Origin of the sequence: Sedimentimonas flavescens, from assembly GCF_019264375.1 — a bacterium.
Lineage (GTDB): Bacteria > Pseudomonadota > Alphaproteobacteria > Rhodobacterales > Rhodobacteraceae > Rhodobacter > Rhodobacter flavescens.
Window position 1 is genome coordinate 423,650 of the sequence record NZ_JAHVAI010000001.1, and the last position, 17,546, is coordinate 441,195.

Annotated in this window: 16 protein-coding genes and 1 tRNA gene; 12 read left to right on the forward strand and 5 right to left on the reverse strand. The window is 64.4% G+C overall.

Annotated elements, in window-relative coordinates:
- Positions 1 to 148: 148 nt before the first annotated feature.
- The 7 genes from KTQ37_RS02195 to KTQ37_RS02225 all read left to right on the forward strand — a co-directional run bounded on the left by KTQ37_RS02195 (position 149) and on the right by KTQ37_RS02225 (position 7,304).
- Positions 149 to 1,138 carry a BMP family lipoprotein gene (locus tag KTQ37_RS02195; RefSeq protein ID WP_218628822.1) on the forward strand — a complete coding sequence of 330 codons (990 nt, stop codon included), beginning with the start codon at positions 149 to 151 and terminating at the stop codon, positions 1,136 to 1,138.
- Positions 1,138 to 2,709, forward strand: a complete 1,572-nt coding sequence (locus KTQ37_RS02200; RefSeq protein ID WP_218628823.1) for an ABC transporter ATP-binding protein — start codon at positions 1,138 to 1,140, stop codon at positions 2,707 to 2,709. The genes KTQ37_RS02195 and KTQ37_RS02200 overlap by 1 nt, the downstream gene beginning before the upstream one ends.
- Positions 2,709 to 3,800, forward strand: a complete 1,092-nt coding sequence (locus KTQ37_RS02205; RefSeq protein ID WP_218628824.1) for an ABC transporter permease — start codon at positions 2,709 to 2,711, stop codon at positions 3,798 to 3,800. The genes KTQ37_RS02200 and KTQ37_RS02205 overlap by 1 nt, the downstream gene beginning before the upstream one ends.
- Positions 3,800 to 4,768, forward strand: coding sequence for an ABC transporter permease (locus KTQ37_RS02210; protein ID WP_218628825.1), 969 nt, complete (start codon positions 3,800 to 3,802; stop codon positions 4,766 to 4,768). The genes KTQ37_RS02205 and KTQ37_RS02210 overlap by 1 nt, the downstream gene beginning before the upstream one ends.
- A complete protein-coding gene (locus tag KTQ37_RS02215) occupies positions 4,752 to 5,552 on the forward strand; it encodes a purine-nucleoside phosphorylase (RefSeq protein ID WP_218628826.1) in 801 nt (266 codons plus the stop codon). Before KTQ37_RS02210 ends, KTQ37_RS02215 begins: the two co-directional genes overlap by 17 nt.
- A 79-nt stretch (positions 5,553 to 5,631) precedes the next feature.
- Positions 5,632 to 6,549 carry a sulfite exporter TauE/SafE family protein gene (locus KTQ37_RS02220; RefSeq protein ID WP_218628827.1) on the forward strand — a complete coding sequence of 306 codons (918 nt, stop codon included), beginning with the start codon at positions 5,632 to 5,634 and terminating at the stop codon, positions 6,547 to 6,549.
- Positions 6,546 to 7,304, forward strand: coding sequence for a TIGR02186 family protein (locus KTQ37_RS02225; RefSeq protein ID WP_218628828.1), 759 nt, complete (start codon positions 6,546 to 6,548; stop codon positions 7,302 to 7,304). Before KTQ37_RS02220 ends, KTQ37_RS02225 begins: the two co-directional genes overlap by 4 nt.
- Here the strand turns inward: KTQ37_RS02225 and KTQ37_RS02230 are convergent.
- The 3 genes from KTQ37_RS02230 to KTQ37_RS02240 form a co-directional block, all read right to left on the reverse strand.
- Positions 7,301 to 8,032: an SDR family oxidoreductase gene (locus KTQ37_RS02230; RefSeq protein ID WP_218628829.1), complete on the reverse strand. Its 732-nt coding sequence runs from the start codon at positions 8,030 to 8,032 to the stop codon at positions 7,301 to 7,303. The two genes, KTQ37_RS02225 and KTQ37_RS02230, sit on opposite strands and share 4 nt — an antisense overlap.
- A 2-nt stretch (positions 8,033 to 8,034) precedes the next feature.
- On the reverse strand, positions 8,035 to 9,573 hold the full coding sequence (locus KTQ37_RS02235; RefSeq protein ID WP_218628830.1) for an ATP-dependent DNA helicase: 1,539 nt from the start codon (positions 9,571 to 9,573) through the stop codon (positions 8,035 to 8,037).
- Positions 9,574 to 9,732: 159 nt separating this feature from the next.
- Positions 9,733 to 11,697: a protein meaA gene (locus tag KTQ37_RS02240; protein WP_218629003.1), complete on the reverse strand. Its 1,965-nt coding sequence runs from the start codon at positions 11,695 to 11,697 to the stop codon at positions 9,733 to 9,735.
- A 306-nt stretch (positions 11,698 to 12,003) separates the two neighbouring features.
- Here KTQ37_RS02240 and ccrA point away from each other — a divergent pair, with 306 nt between their 5' ends.
- Positions 12,004 to 13,296, forward strand: a complete 1,293-nt coding sequence (ccrA, locus tag KTQ37_RS02245; RefSeq protein ID WP_218628831.1) for a crotonyl-CoA carboxylase/reductase — start codon at positions 12,004 to 12,006, stop codon at positions 13,294 to 13,296.
- A gap of 207 nt (positions 13,297 to 13,503) precedes the next feature.
- On the opposite strand, the gene KTQ37_RS02250 is transcribed toward ccrA, so the two are convergent.
- A tRNA-Arg gene (locus KTQ37_RS02250) sits at positions 13,504 to 13,580 on the reverse strand.
- A 421-nt stretch (positions 13,581 to 14,001) separates the two neighbouring features.
- Complete coding sequence (locus tag KTQ37_RS02255) at positions 14,002 to 15,405, reverse strand: sensor histidine kinase (RefSeq protein ID WP_218628832.1); 1,404 nt, start codon at positions 15,403 to 15,405, stop codon at positions 14,002 to 14,004.
- A 289-nt stretch (positions 15,406 to 15,694) separates the two neighbouring features.
- On the opposite strand from KTQ37_RS02255, the gene rpmH reads away from it, so the two are divergent.
- Genes rpmH through ttcA form a run of 4 tightly spaced genes read left to right on the forward strand, consistent with a single transcriptional unit; the run spans position 15,695 to position 17,489 of the window.
- Positions 15,695 to 15,829, forward strand: a complete 135-nt coding sequence (gene rpmH, locus KTQ37_RS02260) for a 50S ribosomal protein L34 (RefSeq protein WP_218628833.1) — start codon at positions 15,695 to 15,697, stop codon at positions 15,827 to 15,829.
- 22 nt (positions 15,830 to 15,851) lie between these two features.
- Positions 15,852 to 16,349, forward strand: a complete 498-nt coding sequence (gene rnpA, locus KTQ37_RS02265) for a ribonuclease P protein component (RefSeq protein ID WP_218628834.1) — start codon at positions 15,852 to 15,854, stop codon at positions 16,347 to 16,349.
- Positions 16,346 to 16,615 carry a membrane protein insertion efficiency factor YidD gene (yidD, locus tag KTQ37_RS02270; RefSeq protein ID WP_218628835.1) on the forward strand — a complete coding sequence of 90 codons (270 nt, stop codon included), beginning with the start codon at positions 16,346 to 16,348 and terminating at the stop codon, positions 16,613 to 16,615. Before rnpA ends, yidD begins: the two co-directional genes overlap by 4 nt.
- Positions 16,608 to 17,489, forward strand: coding sequence for a tRNA 2-thiocytidine(32) synthetase TtcA (gene ttcA, locus KTQ37_RS02275; protein ID WP_218628836.1), 882 nt, complete (start codon positions 16,608 to 16,610; stop codon positions 17,487 to 17,489). The genes yidD and ttcA overlap by 8 nt, the downstream gene beginning before the upstream one ends.
- Positions 17,490 to 17,546 lie beyond the last annotated feature (57 nt).

A 17,546-nucleotide genomic window follows, 5' to 3' on the forward strand; every position in this document is an offset into this window, starting at 1 on the left:
CTCAAAACTCTCTCAAGTCTTGTGGCGGCAGGCGAAAATCGCGCTTGACCGGCCCGGAAAGCTGAGCCCTAATTCGGGTGGTCTGCGGGCTTTGTGCCCGCCAACAGCATTCCGCGAAGGAATGCGCAACCTCGACCGGGAGTGACCCATGACCCTTATGAACAAGTTTCTTGGCGCGGCTGCGGCGCTGGCGCTGTGCTCCGGTGCAGCTCTGGCCGATCCGGCGCTGATCTACGATCTGGGCGGTAAATTCGACAAATCCTTCAACGAGGCAGCCTATGGCGGCGCCAAGAAATGGGCCGATGAGGCCGGCGGCTCGTACAAGGAACTCGAGATGCAGTCCGAGGCTCAGCGCGAGCAGGCCCTGCGTCGTCTGGCCGAGTCAGGCGCGAACCCGATCGTCATGACCGGCTTCGCCTTCGGTGACGTGCTGAACACCGTGGCGCCGGACTATCCCAACACCAAATTCGCCATCATCGACATGGTCGTCGATCAGCCCAACGTGCGCTCGGTCGTCTTTACCGAGGAGCAGGGCTCCTATCTCGTCGGCATGATGGCGGCACAGGCCTCGAAGACCGGCACCGTGGGCTTCATCGGCGGCATGGACATCCCGCTGATCCGCAAATTCGCCTGCGGCTACGTGCAGGGCGTGAAGGCCGTGAACCCCGATGCGAAGGTCATCCAGAACATGGTCGGCACTACGCCCACAGCTTGGAGCGACACGGTGAAGGGGTCCGAACTTGCAAAAGCACAAATCTCGCAAGGTGCTGACGTAATTTATCACGCGGCCGGGGGCTCGGGCATCGGCGTCCTGCAGACCGCCGCAGACGAAGGTATCCTCGGCATTGGCGTGGACCGCAACCAGAACCACCTGCATCCGGGCAAGGTGCTGACCTCGATGCTCAAGCGCGTGGACAACGCGGTCTATGACGCCTTCAAGGCGGGCGAGGCGATCGAGACGGGCATCCATGTGATGGATCTCAAGGTCGATGGCGTGGGCTATGCGCTGGACGACAACAACGCCGCGCTGGTCTCGGATGAGATGAAAGCCGCCGTGGACGCCGCCGCCGACAAGATCAAGGCGGGTGAGATCACCGTCCACGACTACATGTCGGACAACACCTGCCCGGTGGAATAATGAACCCGGCACAAGATACGGGGCGGCAGGAAACTGCCGCCCCCGCCATCGAGTTGCGCGGGATCTCGAAAGCCTTCGGTTCCGTGCAGGCGAACAAGGACATCTCGATCCGGGTCATGCCCGGCACGATCCATGGCATCATCGGTGAGAACGGCGCAGGCAAGTCCACGCTGATGTCGATCCTTTACGGCTTCTACAAGGCCGACGCGGGCGAGATCATCATCCATGGCCGCCCCACCCAGATCCCCGACAGCCAGGCCGCGATCCGCGCTGGCATCGGCATGGTCTTCCAGCATTTCAAGCTGGTGCAGAATTTCACGGTGCTTGAGAACATCATCCTGGGCGTCGAGGAGGGCGCGCTGCTGCGCCCCTCGCTGTCCAAGGCGCGCGAGACCCTCAAGCATCTGGCCGAGGAATATGAGCTTGACGTCGATCCTGATGCGCGGATCGAGGAGCTCTCCGTCGGCCATCAGCAGCGCGTCGAGATCCTCAAGGCGCTGTATCGCCAGGCCGATATCTTGATTCTGGACGAGCCGACCGGGGTGCTGACCCCCGCCGAGGCCGACCACCTCTTTCGCATCCTCGACAATCTGCGCGCGCAGGGCAAGACGATCATCCTGATCACCCACAAGCTGCGCGAGATCATGGAGATCACCGACACGGTCAGCGTGATGCGCCGCGGCGAGATGACCGCGACGGTGAAGACCGCCGAAACCAGCCCCGAGCAACTGGCCGAGCTGATGGTGGGCCGCAAGGTCTTGCTGCATGTCCCCAAAGGCCCCGCCAACCCCGGCGCGACGGTACTTGAGGTCGAGAACCTCCGCGTGGTCGATGCGGACAAGGTCGAACGCATCAAGGGCATCGGCCTGACGATCCGAGCGGGTGAGATTCTCGGCATCGCGGGCGTCTCCGGAAACGGTCAGTCCGAGTTGTTGCAGGTGCTCGGCGGCTATTGCCGCGCCACCGGAAGCGTGAAGATCAACGGGCAGGAGATCGACCTGACCGGCAAGCACTCCGACGGCCAGTCACGCCGCGCACGCGGCATCGCCCATGTGCCCGAGGACCGCCACCACCACGGCCTCGTGCTGGATTTCGCTGCCTGGGAGAACATGATCTTCGGCTATCACAACGCTCCGGAATATCAGAAGAACGCGCTGATCATGGACAACGCGGGCATCGTGGAAAAGACCGAGGGCGCGATGGAGCATTTCGACGTGCGCCCGCCGATCCCGTCCCTGCCCGCCAAAAGCTTCTCGGGCGGGAACCAGCAAAAGATCGTGCTCGCGCGCGAGATCGAGCGTAATCCCGACCTGCTTCTGGTGGGACAGCCCACGCGCGGCGTCGATATCGGCGCGATCGAGTTCATCCACAAGCGCATCGTCGAGCTGCGCGACGCGGGCAAGGCGGTGCTTCTGGTCTCGGTCGAGTTGGACGAGATCATGTCGCTCTCGGACCGCATCGCGGTGATGTTCGACGGGCGCATCATGGGCGAGCGCCTGCCCGCCGAGACTAATGAGCGAGAACTGGGCCTGATGATGGCTGGCGTGACCGGCTCCGGGGAGGCCGCGTGATGGACAAACTTCCGCGTTGGGCCGATGTGGTTCTGGTGCCGCTGATCTCGCTGCTGATGGCGGCGGCGATTTCGGCGCTGGTCATTCTGGCCATCGGCGGCGACCCGGTCGAGGCCGTTAAGGTCATGGTGACGGGGGCGCTCGGCTCGGCCTATGGCTGGGGTTACACGCTCTACTATGCGACCTCGTTCATCTTCACGGGGCTTGCTGTTTCGGTCGCCTATCACGCCGGGCAGTTCAATATCGGCGGCGAGGGGCAGGCGCAGATCGGCGGGCTTGGCGTGGCGCTGGTGTGCCTCGCGCTGCCCTGGCCGCATTGGACCATCGCACTGCCCGCCGCGATGATCGGCGCAGGCCTTTTTGGCGCCGCCTGGGCCGCCATTCCGGCCTATCTTGCCGCCAAGCGCGGCAGCCACATCGTCATCACGACGATCATGTTCAACTACATCGCGGCCGCGCTGATCGTCTATCTGCTGGTCGAGGTGCTGCGCCCTGCAGGCCAGATGGACCCGGCCACCGCACGCTTCCCGGCAGGCGCCAAGCTGCCGACCTTTGGCGAGATCCCGGGCCTGAGCCTCTTCTTCTCGAAAAACGTGCCCGCCAACGTGACCTTCTTCGTGGCGCTGGCAGCATGTTGGGGTGTTTGGCTGCTGCTGTGGCGCACGCGCCTTGGCTACCAGATCCGCGCCTATGGCAAGTCAGAGCCCGCCGCGCTTTACGCGGGCATCTCGCCCACGCGGATGATCGTGGTCTCGATGCTGATCTCGGGCGGGCTTGCGGGCATGATGGCGATCAACAACGTCATGGGCGAGGCCGAGCGCCTGCTGCAAAACTCGGCCGAGGGTGCGGGTTTCATCGGCATCGCGGTCGCGCTGATGGGGCGCAACCACCCGATCGGCGTGTTCCTCGCGGCGCTTTTGTTCGGCTTCCTCTACCAAGGCGGCGCCGAGATGGGCCTCTGGACCACCATCCCGATCGAGCTGCGGCTGCTATTGCAGGGCCTTGTGATCCTGTTCACCGGCGCGCTCGACAACATGGTGCGGATGATGCTGGGCGTCTTTTTCCGCGCCAAGGCGAAGGAGGCTGCGTGATGGATTACGCAACGCTTCTACAGATTCTCGACTCGACCCTGCGTCTGGCGACGCCGCTTCTGCTGGCCTGTCTGGCTGGCTTGTTTTCAGAGCGGGCCGGGATTTTCGACATCGGCCTTGAAGGCAAGATGCTGATCGCCGGCATGGCCTCGGGCGCGGCGGCCGCACTGAGCGGGTCGGTCTGGATCGGCCTCATGGCGGGGATCGGCGCCTCGATGATGCTGGCGGCGATCCATGGCGTGGCCTCGATCACCTTCCGCGGCAACCAGCTGATCTCGGGTGTGGCGCTGAACTTCGTGGCCTCTGGCGCGACGGTGCTGATCGCGCAGTCGCTTTTCGGACAGGGCGGGCGTACGCCGCCGCTGTCGGGCGCGGCGCGCTTCAACCCGATCGAATTGCCCTTCGCCGAGGCGATCAAGGCAGTGCCCTTCGTCGGGCCATTCTATGCCGATGTGCTCTCCGGCCATTCGGCGCTGGTCTATGCGGCGCTACTGGCCGTGCCGATCACCTGGTGGGTGCTTTTCCGTACGCGCTTCGGCCTGCGTCTGCGCGCGGTGGGGGAAAACCCGGAATCCGTCGATACCGCGGGTGTCTCGGTCATCCGGTTGCGCTACACCGCCGTTGCGATCACGGGGCTGCTGTGCGGCCTTGCGGGCGCATATATGGCGACCGGCCTGCAAGCGGGCTTCGGACGCGAGATGACTGCAGGCCGGGGCTATATCGCGCTTGCCGCGCTGATCTTTGCCAAGTGGCGGCCGTGGTATGCGCTTTGGGCCACGCTGCTCTTTGGCTTCCTGCAGGCGCTTGCCCTGCGCCCCGACGTGATCGAGCGCAGCTTCGGCCTCGCCATCCCGGTCCCCGCGCTGGACGCGTTGCCCTATATCCTGACCGTCATCGTTCTGGCGGGCGTCGTCGGACGCGCCATCCCGCCCCGAGCAGGAGGACAACCCTATGTCAAAGAGCGCTGAGCTTGCGGCCATTGTACAGGCCCGCGCGGGGACAGAGGCACCTCGGTTCGGCCTGATCCTGGGGTCGGGCCTTGGCCATCTGGCTGAAGAGATCGAGGGCGTCGCGATCCCCTATGCCGATCTGCCGGGCTTTCCCCATGCCGGAGTGTCGGGACACAACCCCAAGCTGGTGATCGGCACGCTCGAAGGCGTGCGGGTCGCCGTTTTCGGCGGGCGGGTGCATTACTACGAACATGGCAACCCAGCCGAGATGCGCCTGCCACTTGAGCTTCTGAAAGAGCTTGGCTGCGAGAGCCTTTTGCTGACCAATGCAGCGGGCAGCCTGCGGCCGGATATCCCGATGGGCGATCTGATGCTGCTGAGCGACCATATCGCCTTTGCAGGCGCCAACCCCCTGATCGGCGAGCCGACCGATGCACGCTTCGTGCCGATGACCGACGCGCATGATACGGAAATACGCGCGGGCCTGCGTGCCGCAGCCGAGGCCGAGGGCGTGGCCCTGCCCGAAGGGGTCTATTGCTGGTTCTCCGGCCCCTCGTTCGAGACCCCGGCAGAGATCCGCGCTGCCCGGATACTGGGCGCCGATGCGGTCGGAATGTCGACGGTCCCCGAGATCATCCTGGCGCGTTTCCTGGGGCTGCGCGCGGCGGCGGTCTCGGTGATCACCAACATGGGTGCGGGGCTTTCTGCCGAGAATATCAGCCACGAGCACACCAAGGCGATGGCCCCCTTGGGCGCGGCGAAACTGGAGCGGGTCTTGCGACGATATCTGCGCAGCCTTTAGCGGATATCGCAGGGGCAAGTTGTTTGACACCGCCCACACTGCGGGGCAAGACTGAAATCCCAATCCTGTCGGACTGCCCATGCAGATTTACCTCCCCATCGCCGAGGTATCGGTCAATGCCTTTCTCCTTTTGGGATTGGGTGGAATGGTCGGGCTTCTGTCGGGGCTGTTCGGTGTGGGCGGCGGGTTCCTGATCACGCCACTTCTGTTTTTCATCGGTATTCCCCCCACCGTCGCGGTGGCCACCGGCGCCAATCAGGTCGTGGCGTCTTCGGTCTCGGGCGTGCTGGCGCAGTTCAAGCGCAAGGCGGTCGATGTGCCAATGGGCCTTGTGTTACTGGTCGGCGGCCTGATCGGCTCGGGTTTTGGTGTTTACGTCTTCAACCTGCTCTCCCGGCTTGGCCAGATCGACCTTGTGGTGCAACTGTCCTACGTCGTGTTTCTCGGCTCGATCGGCCTTCTGATGTTCCAGGAGTCGTTGCGCGCCATGCGCCGCGCCAGGAGTGGAGCGAAACGCGGCAAGCGCCATCAGCACACCTGGGTGCATAACCTGCCGCTGAAGTTCAAGTTCCGCTCCTCGGGGCTATATATCTCGGTCATTCCGCCGATGCTGGTTGGGGTGCTGGTCGGTATTCTCGCCGCGATCATGGGCGTGGGCGGCGGATTCATCATGGTCCCCGCTATGATCTACCTTCTGGGGATGCCCACGAAGGTCGTGATCGGCACCTCGCTGTTTCAAATCCTGTTCGTATCGGCCTTCACCACACTGATGCACGCCATCACGAACCAGTCGGTCGATGTGATGCTGGCGCTCTTGCTGATCCTTGGCGGGGTCGTCGGCGCGCAGTTCGGCTCGCGTCTCGGCGGGCGCCTCAAGGCCGAGCAGTTGCGCATCCTGCTGGCGCTTCTGGTCATCGCGGTGGCGGTCAAGCTGGGGCTGGATCTGCTGATCCGCCCGGCCGATCTGTTCACCCTTTCTATGGGGGGCAAGGCATGATCCGCTGGCTGCTTCTCATCCTTGCGCTTTGCACAGTCCCGGCCCGCGCCGAAGAGGTCGTGGCCGGCCTCAGCCAGGACAGCATCAGCATCACCACCTCATTCGACGGCTCCGAGATCCTGATCTATGGGGCGGTGAAACGCGCCGAGCCGGAACCCGAGGGCGCGCAGCTTGGCGTCATCGTGACGCTCGAAGGCCCGGTTGGCCCGGTGACGGTGCGCCGCAAATCGCGCGAGATGGGGATATGGGTGAACACCGAGTCGGTCGGGATCGGGGCAGCGCCCAGCTATTACGCCATCGCCACCTCGGGCCGCTTGGTCTGGATTCTCGACCCGATTGCCGACGTCACCCACCGCATTACCATCCCGCTTGCGGTGCGCGCCTTCTCGGGGCCGATCGAGGTTTCCGACGCCCGTCCCTTCACCGAGGCGCTCTTGCGCATCCGCGAGAAGGAAGGGCTTTACCGGCTGGATGAGGGCGCCGTGACGGTGGTCGAGAACACGCTTTTCCGTGCCGATTTCAAGCTGCCCGCGAACCTGATCGAGGGCGACTACAAGACCCGCATCTTCCTGACCCGCGGCGGGCAGATCGTCGACAGCCACCGCGCCGCGATCTATGTGCGCCGTGTCGGGCTGGAGCGTTGGCTCTACGTCCTCTCGCAGGAACACGCGGCGCTTTACGGGTTGCTGTCGCTCTCACTTGCCGTGCTGGCAGGTTGGGCCGCCTCCGAGATCTTCCGGATGATCCGCAACTAGCCCCGCCCGACGAAGGGCATTTCCGTCGCCATGACCGTCATATTCAGCACATTGGCCCCCGGCGGCAGGCTGGCCATGTGCAGCACCGCCTTAGCGACGTCGCGCGCGTCCATCATCGGCTCGCTGCGCACCGAACCGTCGGCCTGAAGCACCCCGGCCTCCATCCGCGCGGCAAGCTCGGTGCGCGCATTGCCCACGTCGATCTGCCCCGCCGCGATATCAAAGCCGCGCCCGTCCAGCGCAAGCTGCTTGGTCAGCCCGTTGATCGCGTGCTTGGTCACCGTATAGGCCAGCGAACGCGGACGCGGCACCTGCCCCGCAATCGAGCCATTGTTGATGATCCGCCCGCCCTGCGGGGACTGGGCGCGCATCTGTGCAAAGGCCGCCCGCGCGCAATAGATCATCCCGTTGAGGTTGACTGAAACCGCCCTGTCCCAATCCGCCAGATCCATCTCGTCGATCAGCGCGCCCTTGGGAAAGACGCCGGCATTGTTAAAGAGCACATCGATGCGTCCGAACCGCGCCACCGTCGCGGCAAAGGCTGCCTCGACGGCCACGGGATCGGCGACATCACAGACCAGCGCCAGCCCATCGCCAAGGGCAGCCACATCTTCGAGCGGCTCAATCCGCCGCGCAAGGCAGGCGACCTGCCAACCTTCGTGCAACGCGGCCTCGGCAACCGCGCGACCGATCCCGGCACTCGCCCCCGTCACGATCATCACCGGCATGCTCACACCTCCTCGCGTTCCAGCCGAAGGGGCGCGGGCCCCGAGGGCAGATCCTCGATCGACAGCGGCCCCGAGGGCCGCGCCAGCCGCGCACGCGTTACCCACAATAGCCGATGCTCGGCCCGCGTGATGGCGACATAGGCCAGACGCTTCCACAGCGGAATGCCCGCCTCGGTCCGACCGGCGCGGTAGGCCGCATAGATATCGGGGGCAAAGACCTGCACATCAGGCCACTGACTGCCCTGCGCCTTATGGATCGTCACCGCCGCCCCATGCAGGAACGCGGCCCCCATCCGCGCGGCATAGGGGATGAAGGGCTCCTCCTCGTCCGGCAGTTCGATCTTGATGATCGAAGCCGCCGAAAGGCGCGGGTCTTCGGCCCCCAACACGTGCAGACGCGAAAAGCCGGTCTTCTTGCCGGGGCCAAGGTAGATCACCTGTGCGCCCTTGATCAGGCCGCGCGCTTCAAGGTCAATGCGCTTCTTGCGATGCTTGAGCGGCAGCTCGATCCCGTCGCAGATCAGCGGCTCTCCGGGCAAAAGCGCATCCGCCGGGGCATTATGCGCGGCGCGGAACGCGTTGATCAGACGAATGCGCGTCGCGTTACGCCAGACCAAAACCGGGCTGCGCGCCATCAGATCACTCTCGACCCGCTCGGCCCAGACGACGCGCGGATCACGCGCGGCGGTCTGCGAGATCATCCGCTCGAAAGCCTCGAAGGTCAGGTTCTCGTCGGCCAAGGCATGGGCGAGATCAAGGATCGGGTTGTCTTCGGTCTGGCGGTGGATGCGGTGGAGCACATGCTTGCTCGGCTCGGGCAGCCGTTCGAAACACATATGGCCCGACTGGTTCACCGGCGCGAGCTGCGCCGGATCGCCAAACAAAACGAGTGTCGGGAAAATCTCGCGCAGATCGTCGAACTGACGCTCGTCCAGCATCGAAGCCTCATCGACGAAGCCAATATCGAGCCCCTCTTCGCGCCGCTTCCAGCCCTGGATGAAGTCAGACCCGCGCAACCCCGCCGCCGCCAGCGCGCCCGGCACAGACTTGTGCAGATCGTAGAAGGCCTTGGCCCGATCAAGCGCCTCATCCGTCAGCCCGTCGATGCGCAACAGATCAAGGTTCGGCCGCTCGCCCTGCCCTGCAAGCCATTCAGCGATGCGCTCATATTCGGGGTCATAGACCGGCGTATAGAGAATGCGGTGGATCGTCGTCGCCGGCACCCCGCGCGAGCGCAAAACCGAGGCCGCCTTGTTCGTCGGCGCCAAAATTGCCAGCGTCCGCCGTTCCTTCCGCCGCTTGCCCTCGAAATCGCCCGAGACGATCTCAACGCCCGCCTCGTCCAGCGCCTTGTAAAGCGCGGCAAGCAGCATCGTCTTTCCCGAGCCCGCCTTGCCGATCACCGACAACACCCGGTTGCCGCCACCATCCGGAGCAAGGCTCCCCTCGACAAGGTCAACGCCAGCCGCAGCAAGCGCCTCGGCCACGGCATCCCAGGCCTCAGCCTGATCGTCGGAAAAAGTGATCGCTGCGGTCGTCATGCGCGCGACCTTACAGGGCAGGCGCGCCCTCCGAAAGGCTCGAAATCGGCGGGTGCGGATGCCTTCGGCGAAGGTATTTTTGCCAAGAAGAAAGGCGGCGTTTCTTCTTGGTTCAAATACCTCGCGGGGGTCCGGGGGCGCGAAGCCCCCGGCCTGGGGTCAGGCCGCGACGGAGGCCGGGGTGGCCAGCGCGACGATATCCATCATGATGCGGTTTAGTTCGAAGTCCTTGGGCGTATAGACCCGCGCGACGCCGTAGGATTTCAGCTTGAGCGCGTCCTCGTCGGGGATGATCCCGCCGACAACCACCGGCACGTGGCTCAGGCCCGCGGTGCGCATGCGCTCCATCAGTTCCTCGATCAGCGGCAGGTGCGACCCCGACAGGATCGAGAGACCGACGACATGCGCATCATCCTCGAGCGCGCGCGCAACGATCTGCTCGGGCGTCATGCGGATACCTTCGTAGGTGATATCCATGCCGCAATCCCGGGCGCGGAAGGCGATCTGCTCGGCGCCGTTCGAATGCCCGTCGAGGCCCGGCTTGCCCACAAGGAACTTCAGGCGGCGGCCAAGCTGCGTCGAGACCGCATCCACCGCATCGCGGATGTCGTCCAGCCCCTCGGTCTTGTTCGAGGGCGAGCGCGACACACCGGTCGGGCCGCGGTATTCGCCGTGGACCGCGCGCATCACGCCGGCCCATTCGCCCGTGGTCACGCCCGCTTTTGCCGCGGCGATCGAGGCGGGCATGATGTTCTTGCCCGCTTTCGCATCAGCCGAGAGCTGCGCGATGGCCTTGGCGACGGCCTCGGCGTCTCGGCCATTGCGCCACTGCTGGAGGCGGGAAACCTGATCGGTCTCGACAGCCGGATCGACAACCATGATGCCGCCATCACCCGCGGTCAGCGGCGAGGGCTCGGCCTCGGTCCAGCGGTTCACGCCGACGACGATGGTTTCGTTCGCCTCGATGCGGTTGATCCGCTCGGCGTTCGATTCGACCAGACGGCCCTTCATGTAGTCGATGGCCGCAATCGCGCCGCCCATGGAATCGAGCGTCTCCAGCTCGGCGCGGGCGCCAGCCTTGAGATCCTCGACCTTGGCGGTCACGGCGGGGTTGCCATCGAACAGATCGCCATATTCCAGCAGGTCGGTCTCATAGGCCATGATCTGCTGCATACGCAGCGACCACTGCTGATCCCACGGGCGCGGCAGGCCAAGGGCCTCGTTCCAGGCGGGCAGTTGCACGGCGCGGGCGCGGGCGTTCTTGGAAAGCGTCACGGCAAGCATCTCGATCAGGATGCGATAGACGTTGTTTTCCGGCTGCTGCTCGGTCAGGCCGAGCGAGTTCACCTGCACGCCGTAGCGGAAGCGGCGGTATTTCTCTTCCTCGATGCCGTAACGCTCAAGGCAGATCTCGTCCCACAGCTCGGTGAAGGCGCGCATCTTGCACAGCTCGGTCACGAAGCGGATGCCCGCGTTCACGAAGAACGAGATGCGGCCGACCATCGCGGGGAAACCCTCGGCCGGGACTTTCTTCTTGAGGTCGTCGAGCACCGCGATGCCGGTCGCCAGCGCGAAGGCCAGTTCCTGCTCGGGCGTGGCACCGGCCTCTTGCAGGTGGTAGGAACACACGTTCATCGGGTTCCATTTCGGCAGCTGCTCGGCGGTATAGGCGGCCACGTCGGTGATCATGGCCAGCGAGGGCTTGGGCGGGCAGATGTAAGTGCCGCGCGAGAGGTACTCCTTGACCAGATCGTTCTGCACCGTGCCTTGCAGTCGCGAGACATCGGCGCCCTGCTCCTCGGCCACGGCGATATAGAGCGACAGCAGCCAGGGTGCGGTCGCGTTGATCGTCATCGACGTGTTCATCTGTTCCAGCGGAATCTGATCGAACAGCGCGCGCATATCGCCCAGATGGCAAACCGGAACGCCCACCTTGCCGACTTCGCCGCGCGAGAGAACATGGTCCGAATCGTAGCCCGTCTGCGTCGGCAGATCGAACGCAACCGAGAGGCCGGTCTGCCCCTTCGAGAGGTTCATGCGATAAAGCGCGTTCGACTTTTCCGCCGTCGAATGGCCTGCATAGGTACGGAACAGCCAGGGCTTGTCCTTGGCGGGTTTGGTCATCTCGGTCATGGCGGCCTCCGGGTCCACGGTCGATTCTGGTTCCCGCAACAAAATTGCGGGCAGGAACCTGATATGCGAAAGAATATGTCCCTGTCAATTCGCCGCGGCGCGGCACAAGCTGCGCCGCGGCGGCAAATCGCATATGCGCTTTATAACAAAGCAGGAATCCATCAAGCGCCACATATTCAAGGGACACAAAATTACAAAATCGTAACGTCAGGCATTGCATTGTTGCGCGCTCAAGATTATTCCGGTCAGCAATCCCCGCCCGATTCTGCGGCGCGGCGACCGAAACAGGAGATGCTCATGGCCCTCGACGTGAACACCGGTATCGCACCATACGACGCACCGGAAAAAGACCTTTACGAAATCGGCGAAATGCCGCCCCTCGGCTATGTGCCGAAGAACATGTACGCTTGGTCGATCCGTCGCGAGCGTCACGGCGAGCCGGACAAATCCTTCCAGGTGGAAGTCGTGCCGACCTGGGAAATCGACAGCCACGAGGTGCTCGTGCTCGTGATGGCCGCCGGTGTGAACTACAACGGCGTCTGGGCCGGCCTCGGGGTTCCGATTTCGCCCTTCGATGGCCACAAGCAGCCCTATCACATCGCGGGCTCCGATGCTTCGGGCATCGTGTGGAAAGTCGGCGACAAGGTGAAGAGCTGGAAAGTGGGCGACGAGGTCGTGATCCACTGTAACCAGGACGATGGCGACGACGAAGAATGCAACGGCGGCGATCCGATGTTCTCGCCCTCGCAGCGGATCTGGGGCTACGAGACCCATGACGGTTCCTTCGCGCAGTTCACCCGCGTGCAGGCCCAACAGTTGATGCGCCGTCCCAAGCACCTGACCTGGGAAGAAAGCGCCTGCTACACGCTGACGCTGGCCACTGCCTATCGCATGCTCTTCGGTCACGAGCCGCATGACCTCAAGCCGGGACAGAACGTTCTGGTCTGGGGCGCCTCGGGCGGCCTTGGCTCCTATGCGATCCAGCTCATCAACGCGGCGGGCGCCAATGCCATCGGCGTGATCTCGGAAGAGGACAAGCGCGAGTTCGTCATGGGGCTGGGCGCCAAGGGCGTGATCAACCGCAAAGACTTCAAATGCTGGGGCCAGCTGCCCAAGGTGAACTCGCCCGAGTATAACGACTGGCTGAAAGAAGCCCGCAAGTTCGGCAAGGCGATCTGGGATATCACCGGCAAGGGCGTGAACGTGGACATGGTCTTCGAACACCCCGGCGAGGCGACCTTCCCGGTGTCGGCTCTGGTGGTGAAGAAGGGTGGTATGGTCGTGATCTGCGCCGGTACCTCGGGCTTCAACTGCACCTTCGACGTGCGCTACATGTGGATGCACCAGAAGCGCCTGCAGGGTTCGCACTTCGCCCACCTCAAGCAGGCTGCATCGGCGAACCGCATGATGCTTGAGCGCCGCCTTGATCCTTGCATGTCGGAAGTTTTCCCCTGGGACGAGATCCCGCAAGCGCACATGAAGATGATGCGCAACGAGCACAAGCCGGGCAACATGGCTGTGCTGGTGCAGGTGCCGCGTACCGGTCTTCGGACCTTCGAAGATGCGCTGGAGGCTGGCCCCAAGGCGTGATTTTACGCCTGGTCTTCAGTGAGTACCCGCGCCCCTCAAGGGCGCGGGTTTTTCATTTGCGCGGGCACGACGGTGCTTTTCCGCTCTGATCCGAAGCGCCGAATCCGGGGCTGCCCCGCTTGGCGGCTCCAAACCTGCCGCAAAACGAAACGCCAAGACCGCGCTGAAAAGCGCGGCGAAAACTTCTAACGATGTCAGGAAGTTAAATGGCGGACCCGGAGCGATTCGAACGCCCGACCCCCAGATTCGTAGTCTGGTGCTCTATCCAGCTGAGCTACGGGTCCGCTGTGGAGGTGGGATTTAGCCCCCGACTCGGGGCTTTGCAAGGGCTAAATCGACGTTTCCCGAAACTTATTTCCCGCCCCTCGTCGCGTGGGCGCGACGGCCCCTTTCTGCGTTGAGAAAAATGCACTCAGGATGCCGCCCTGCTTGCTCGGGTTGTCACGACAGCGCCGGCGAGGACTTCCGAAACAGCAGAAAGCGCGCCCGGCCAGGAGCACACCAGACGGCACCAAGACCACCGGCCCCCAATCTCGGGCGTGTCACGGCGCCGGTTCTGGTGAGGGCCGGATTCGCTGCATCAAACCCGGCCAGTATCGGGGCGCATCGATGATCAGCGGCTTCGCCCGATCCTTCAGAGAAATTCGCGTGCCCCGGTCATGCATTTCGCTAGGACGTCCGACGTCCTGCGCGCGGGCCCTCGCCTCAGGCAGCGCGTTCAGGCAGATCGAACTCACGCGGAAGGTGCAGCTTGAACTCGGTCCCGTCGGCATCGGTGCGCACCAGTTCCAGCCAGCCGCCGTGGCCGCGCACCAGCTCAGCCGAGATCGCAAGACCAAGGCCCGTGCCACCCTTGCGCGTGCCGCCCGAGAAGGGCTGGAACAGGTGTTCGCGCGCGCGCTCGGGCAGGCCGGGGCCGGTGTCCTGCACGCGGATCCACCAGCCCTCGGGTTCCTCACCCGCGCCGATCTCGATCGTGCCGGGCTTGCCGGTGGCCTCGATCGCCTGACGGGCATTGCGCACAAGGTTCGAGATCACGCGATATAGCTGCTCGTGGTCGGCGCGGATCACGAGGTTGGGCGCAATATCGGTGACGAAGTCGATCTGCGCGGCATCCGCCGGGGGCTGTTCGCCCTCGACCACCTCGCCCACCAGCCCCGAGAGCATGAAGCGCGACAACGTTGGCGGCGGCTCTTCGGCGCGGCCGAAGGCCAGCGTTGTCTCGCACAGGTTCACCGCGCGGCCGATCGAGTTCATCAGCTTGGGCGCGGCACGCTGCACCCCCGGGTCGTCCGAATCCTCCATCCGGTCGGCGAAGAGCTGCGCCGTGGTCAGGATGTTGCGCAGATCGTGGCTGATCTTGGCGACCGCTTGCCCGAGCTGTGCCAAACGCTCCTTTTGCTTTAGCGCCGAGGTCAGCTGCCGCTGCATCGAGGCCAGCGCATCCTCGGCCACGCGCAGCTCGACGATCCGCGCCTCGGGGGCGATGATGCGGCGCGCGTCCTCCGGGGCCTCGGCATAGGCCGCCATATGCGCCACGACGCGCTTGATCGGCTCCACCATCAACTGGCGCACCAGCGCAAACAGCAAGATGGCCGTGACGACCGAGAGCGCCGCCGAGAGCGTCAGCAACCGCAGCCCATATTCGATCATCGCGATTCGCATCGGGCCGGTTTCCATCGTTACCTCGATGACCAGCCCGCCCTTCTGCACCGGATCGCCGATGACCCGGATCACATGGTTCGACGGATCGGCCAAAACCGCGAGCGCATCGCGCACCAGCTTCCAATAGGGCGTCTCGCGCAGGTCATAGCTCGCGGCCACCTGCTGCGGGATCGGTGAGGACAGCACCAGCTGGCGGATCGCATCACGCCGCAGCACGACGTTGAACACGCCCGCATTGGCCAGAAGCTCCTCCTCCAGGTCGGGCTCGATCATCTGATCGGTGGTCAGCAGCGCCAGCGAGGCGATCTGCGCGCGCTCAAGCCGGGTCTGAAGATAGTCCTCGCGAAAATTCGCAATGCCCGGCAAAAGGATCAGCACCTCGGCCAGCAGAACGAACATCGTCGTCAGAATCAGAAAGCGCCCCGAGAGGGTGTTGATCGCCATGTCCCGTCACATCGCGGGGGAATTCCCGCCAGTTCGCCGCATAGGCGGCATTTCCACGTAATACCAAATGCTTCGCGCAATAAATAGGGAGCCTGCCACTTGCGCGGAAGGCCGCCAAGACATCTTATCTTCGGACAGGGCCGTAAACTCCACCGCGGGGGCGAAAAATCCGCGTCTGATCCGTTGACTTGCTGCCGAACCCCCACTATAGCCCGGGCTTCGAATATGAGCGGCTGCCGAATCCGAAATTCGCGTAGCCCTACCGTAGACAGAACCCGGAGTAACCGCGATGAAACGCACTTATCAGCCGTCGAAGCTCGTCCGCGCCCGCCGCCACGGCTTCCGCGCCCGCATGGCGACCAAAGGGGGCCGCAAGGTTCTCAACGCGCGCCGCGCCAAAGGCCGTCACGTTCTGTCGGCGTAAGGCCGGGAACGGCACGTAAGCCATGACGCCGCCGGAGGCTCCCGTGACTGGCCCCAAGGGCCGGTGTGCGGGAAGCGCGCCGGCGGTTTCCGTTTGTCTGCCTGCCAGTGCGACACGGATCGAGATCCTGCGCCAGCGCGCGGATTTCCTGCGCGCGGCTTCGGCCCTGCGCCAAGGCACACCGGGCTTCCTGCTGCAGGCGCGCAAGCGCCGCGAGGATGAAGGCCCTGCCGATCTGATCCGCGTCGGCTTCACCTGTTCCAAGAAACTCGGCAATGCCGTTGCCCGCAACCGCGCCAAGCGCCGCCTGCGCGAGGTCGCGCGGCTGGTACTGCCCGAGGCTGGTCACGCAGGTTGGGACTACGTCTTGGTCGGCCGCCCCGAGGCCACCGCGACCCGCGACTTCGCGGCCCTGCTGGCCGATATGAAACGCGCGCTGAACGACATCCATTCCGGCCGCGCGCAACAGGCGCGCCCCCGCGGCGAACCGGCCAAGGGCAAGCGAAGGGGCAAGGGATGAGCCCGCTCGCCCATATCCTCGCGCTGCCCGTGCGCGCCTACCGGCTGCTGCTCAGCCCCTGGGTCGGCCATGGCTGCCGCTATCAGCCGACCTGCTCGGCCTATGCACTTGAGGCGCTGCAACGCCATGGCGCCTTCAAGGGCGGATACCTAGCGGCCAAGCGCGTCCTCAGCTGCCACCCGCTTGGCGGTCACGGCTATGACCCGGTGCCCGGCGCCGACCCCGAATTCGACGCCCACCGCGCGAAGGATAAGCACGATGCTTGACGATGATGACGCCCCGATCCACCCGCTTTTCGCAGGCGCGCCCTCGACGACCGAGTTCAAGAAGCTGCGCAAGCGCATCGTGCGCGAGACCCGCGATGCGATCGAAAAGTTCGGCATGATCGAGCGCGGCACGCGCTGGCTTGTCTGCCTGTCGGGCGGCAAGGACAGCTACACGCTGCTCGCCATCCTGCATGAGCTGAAATGGCGCGGGCTGCTGCCCGTCGATCTGCTGGCCTGCAACCTCGATCAGGGGCAGCCGGGCTTCCCCTCGACCGTGCTTCCCAAGTTCCTTGAGGACATGGGTGTGCCGCACCGGATCGAGTATCAGGACACCTACTCCGTCGTCGTGGACAAGATCCCTCAGGGGCGGACCTATTGCTCGCTCTGCTCGCGGCTGCGGCGCGGCAACCTCTATCGCATCGCGCGGGAGGAGGGTTGTTCCGCCGTGGTTCTCGGCCATCACCGCGATGACATCCTAGAGACCTTCTTCATGAACCTCTTTTACGGCGGGCGTCTGGCGACGATGCCGCCCAAGCTGGTGAACGAGGAAGGCGATCTGTTCGTCTATCGCCCGCTGGCCTTCGTGTCCGAGGCCGATTGCGAGAAATTCGCGCGCTCGATGCACTACCCGATCATCCCCTGCGATCTGTGCGGCAGTCAGGACGGTTTGCAGCGCCAGCAGGTCAAGCAGATCCTGGATGGCTGGGAGGCCCGCAGCCCCGGCCGCCGTCAGGTGATGTTCCGCGCCCTGATGAACGTGCGCCCCTCGCATCTGTGCGATCCGGGCGTGTTCGACTTTGCCGGACTGATGCGCTCGGTCGCGGAAAGCGACGATTTTACCCAAAACATACCGAATTTGCGCAACGCCGATTAACGCTTCGCTGACCAGATTACCCCTAGCCTTTGCGGTGCGACGGGTGGGGACCCTCGC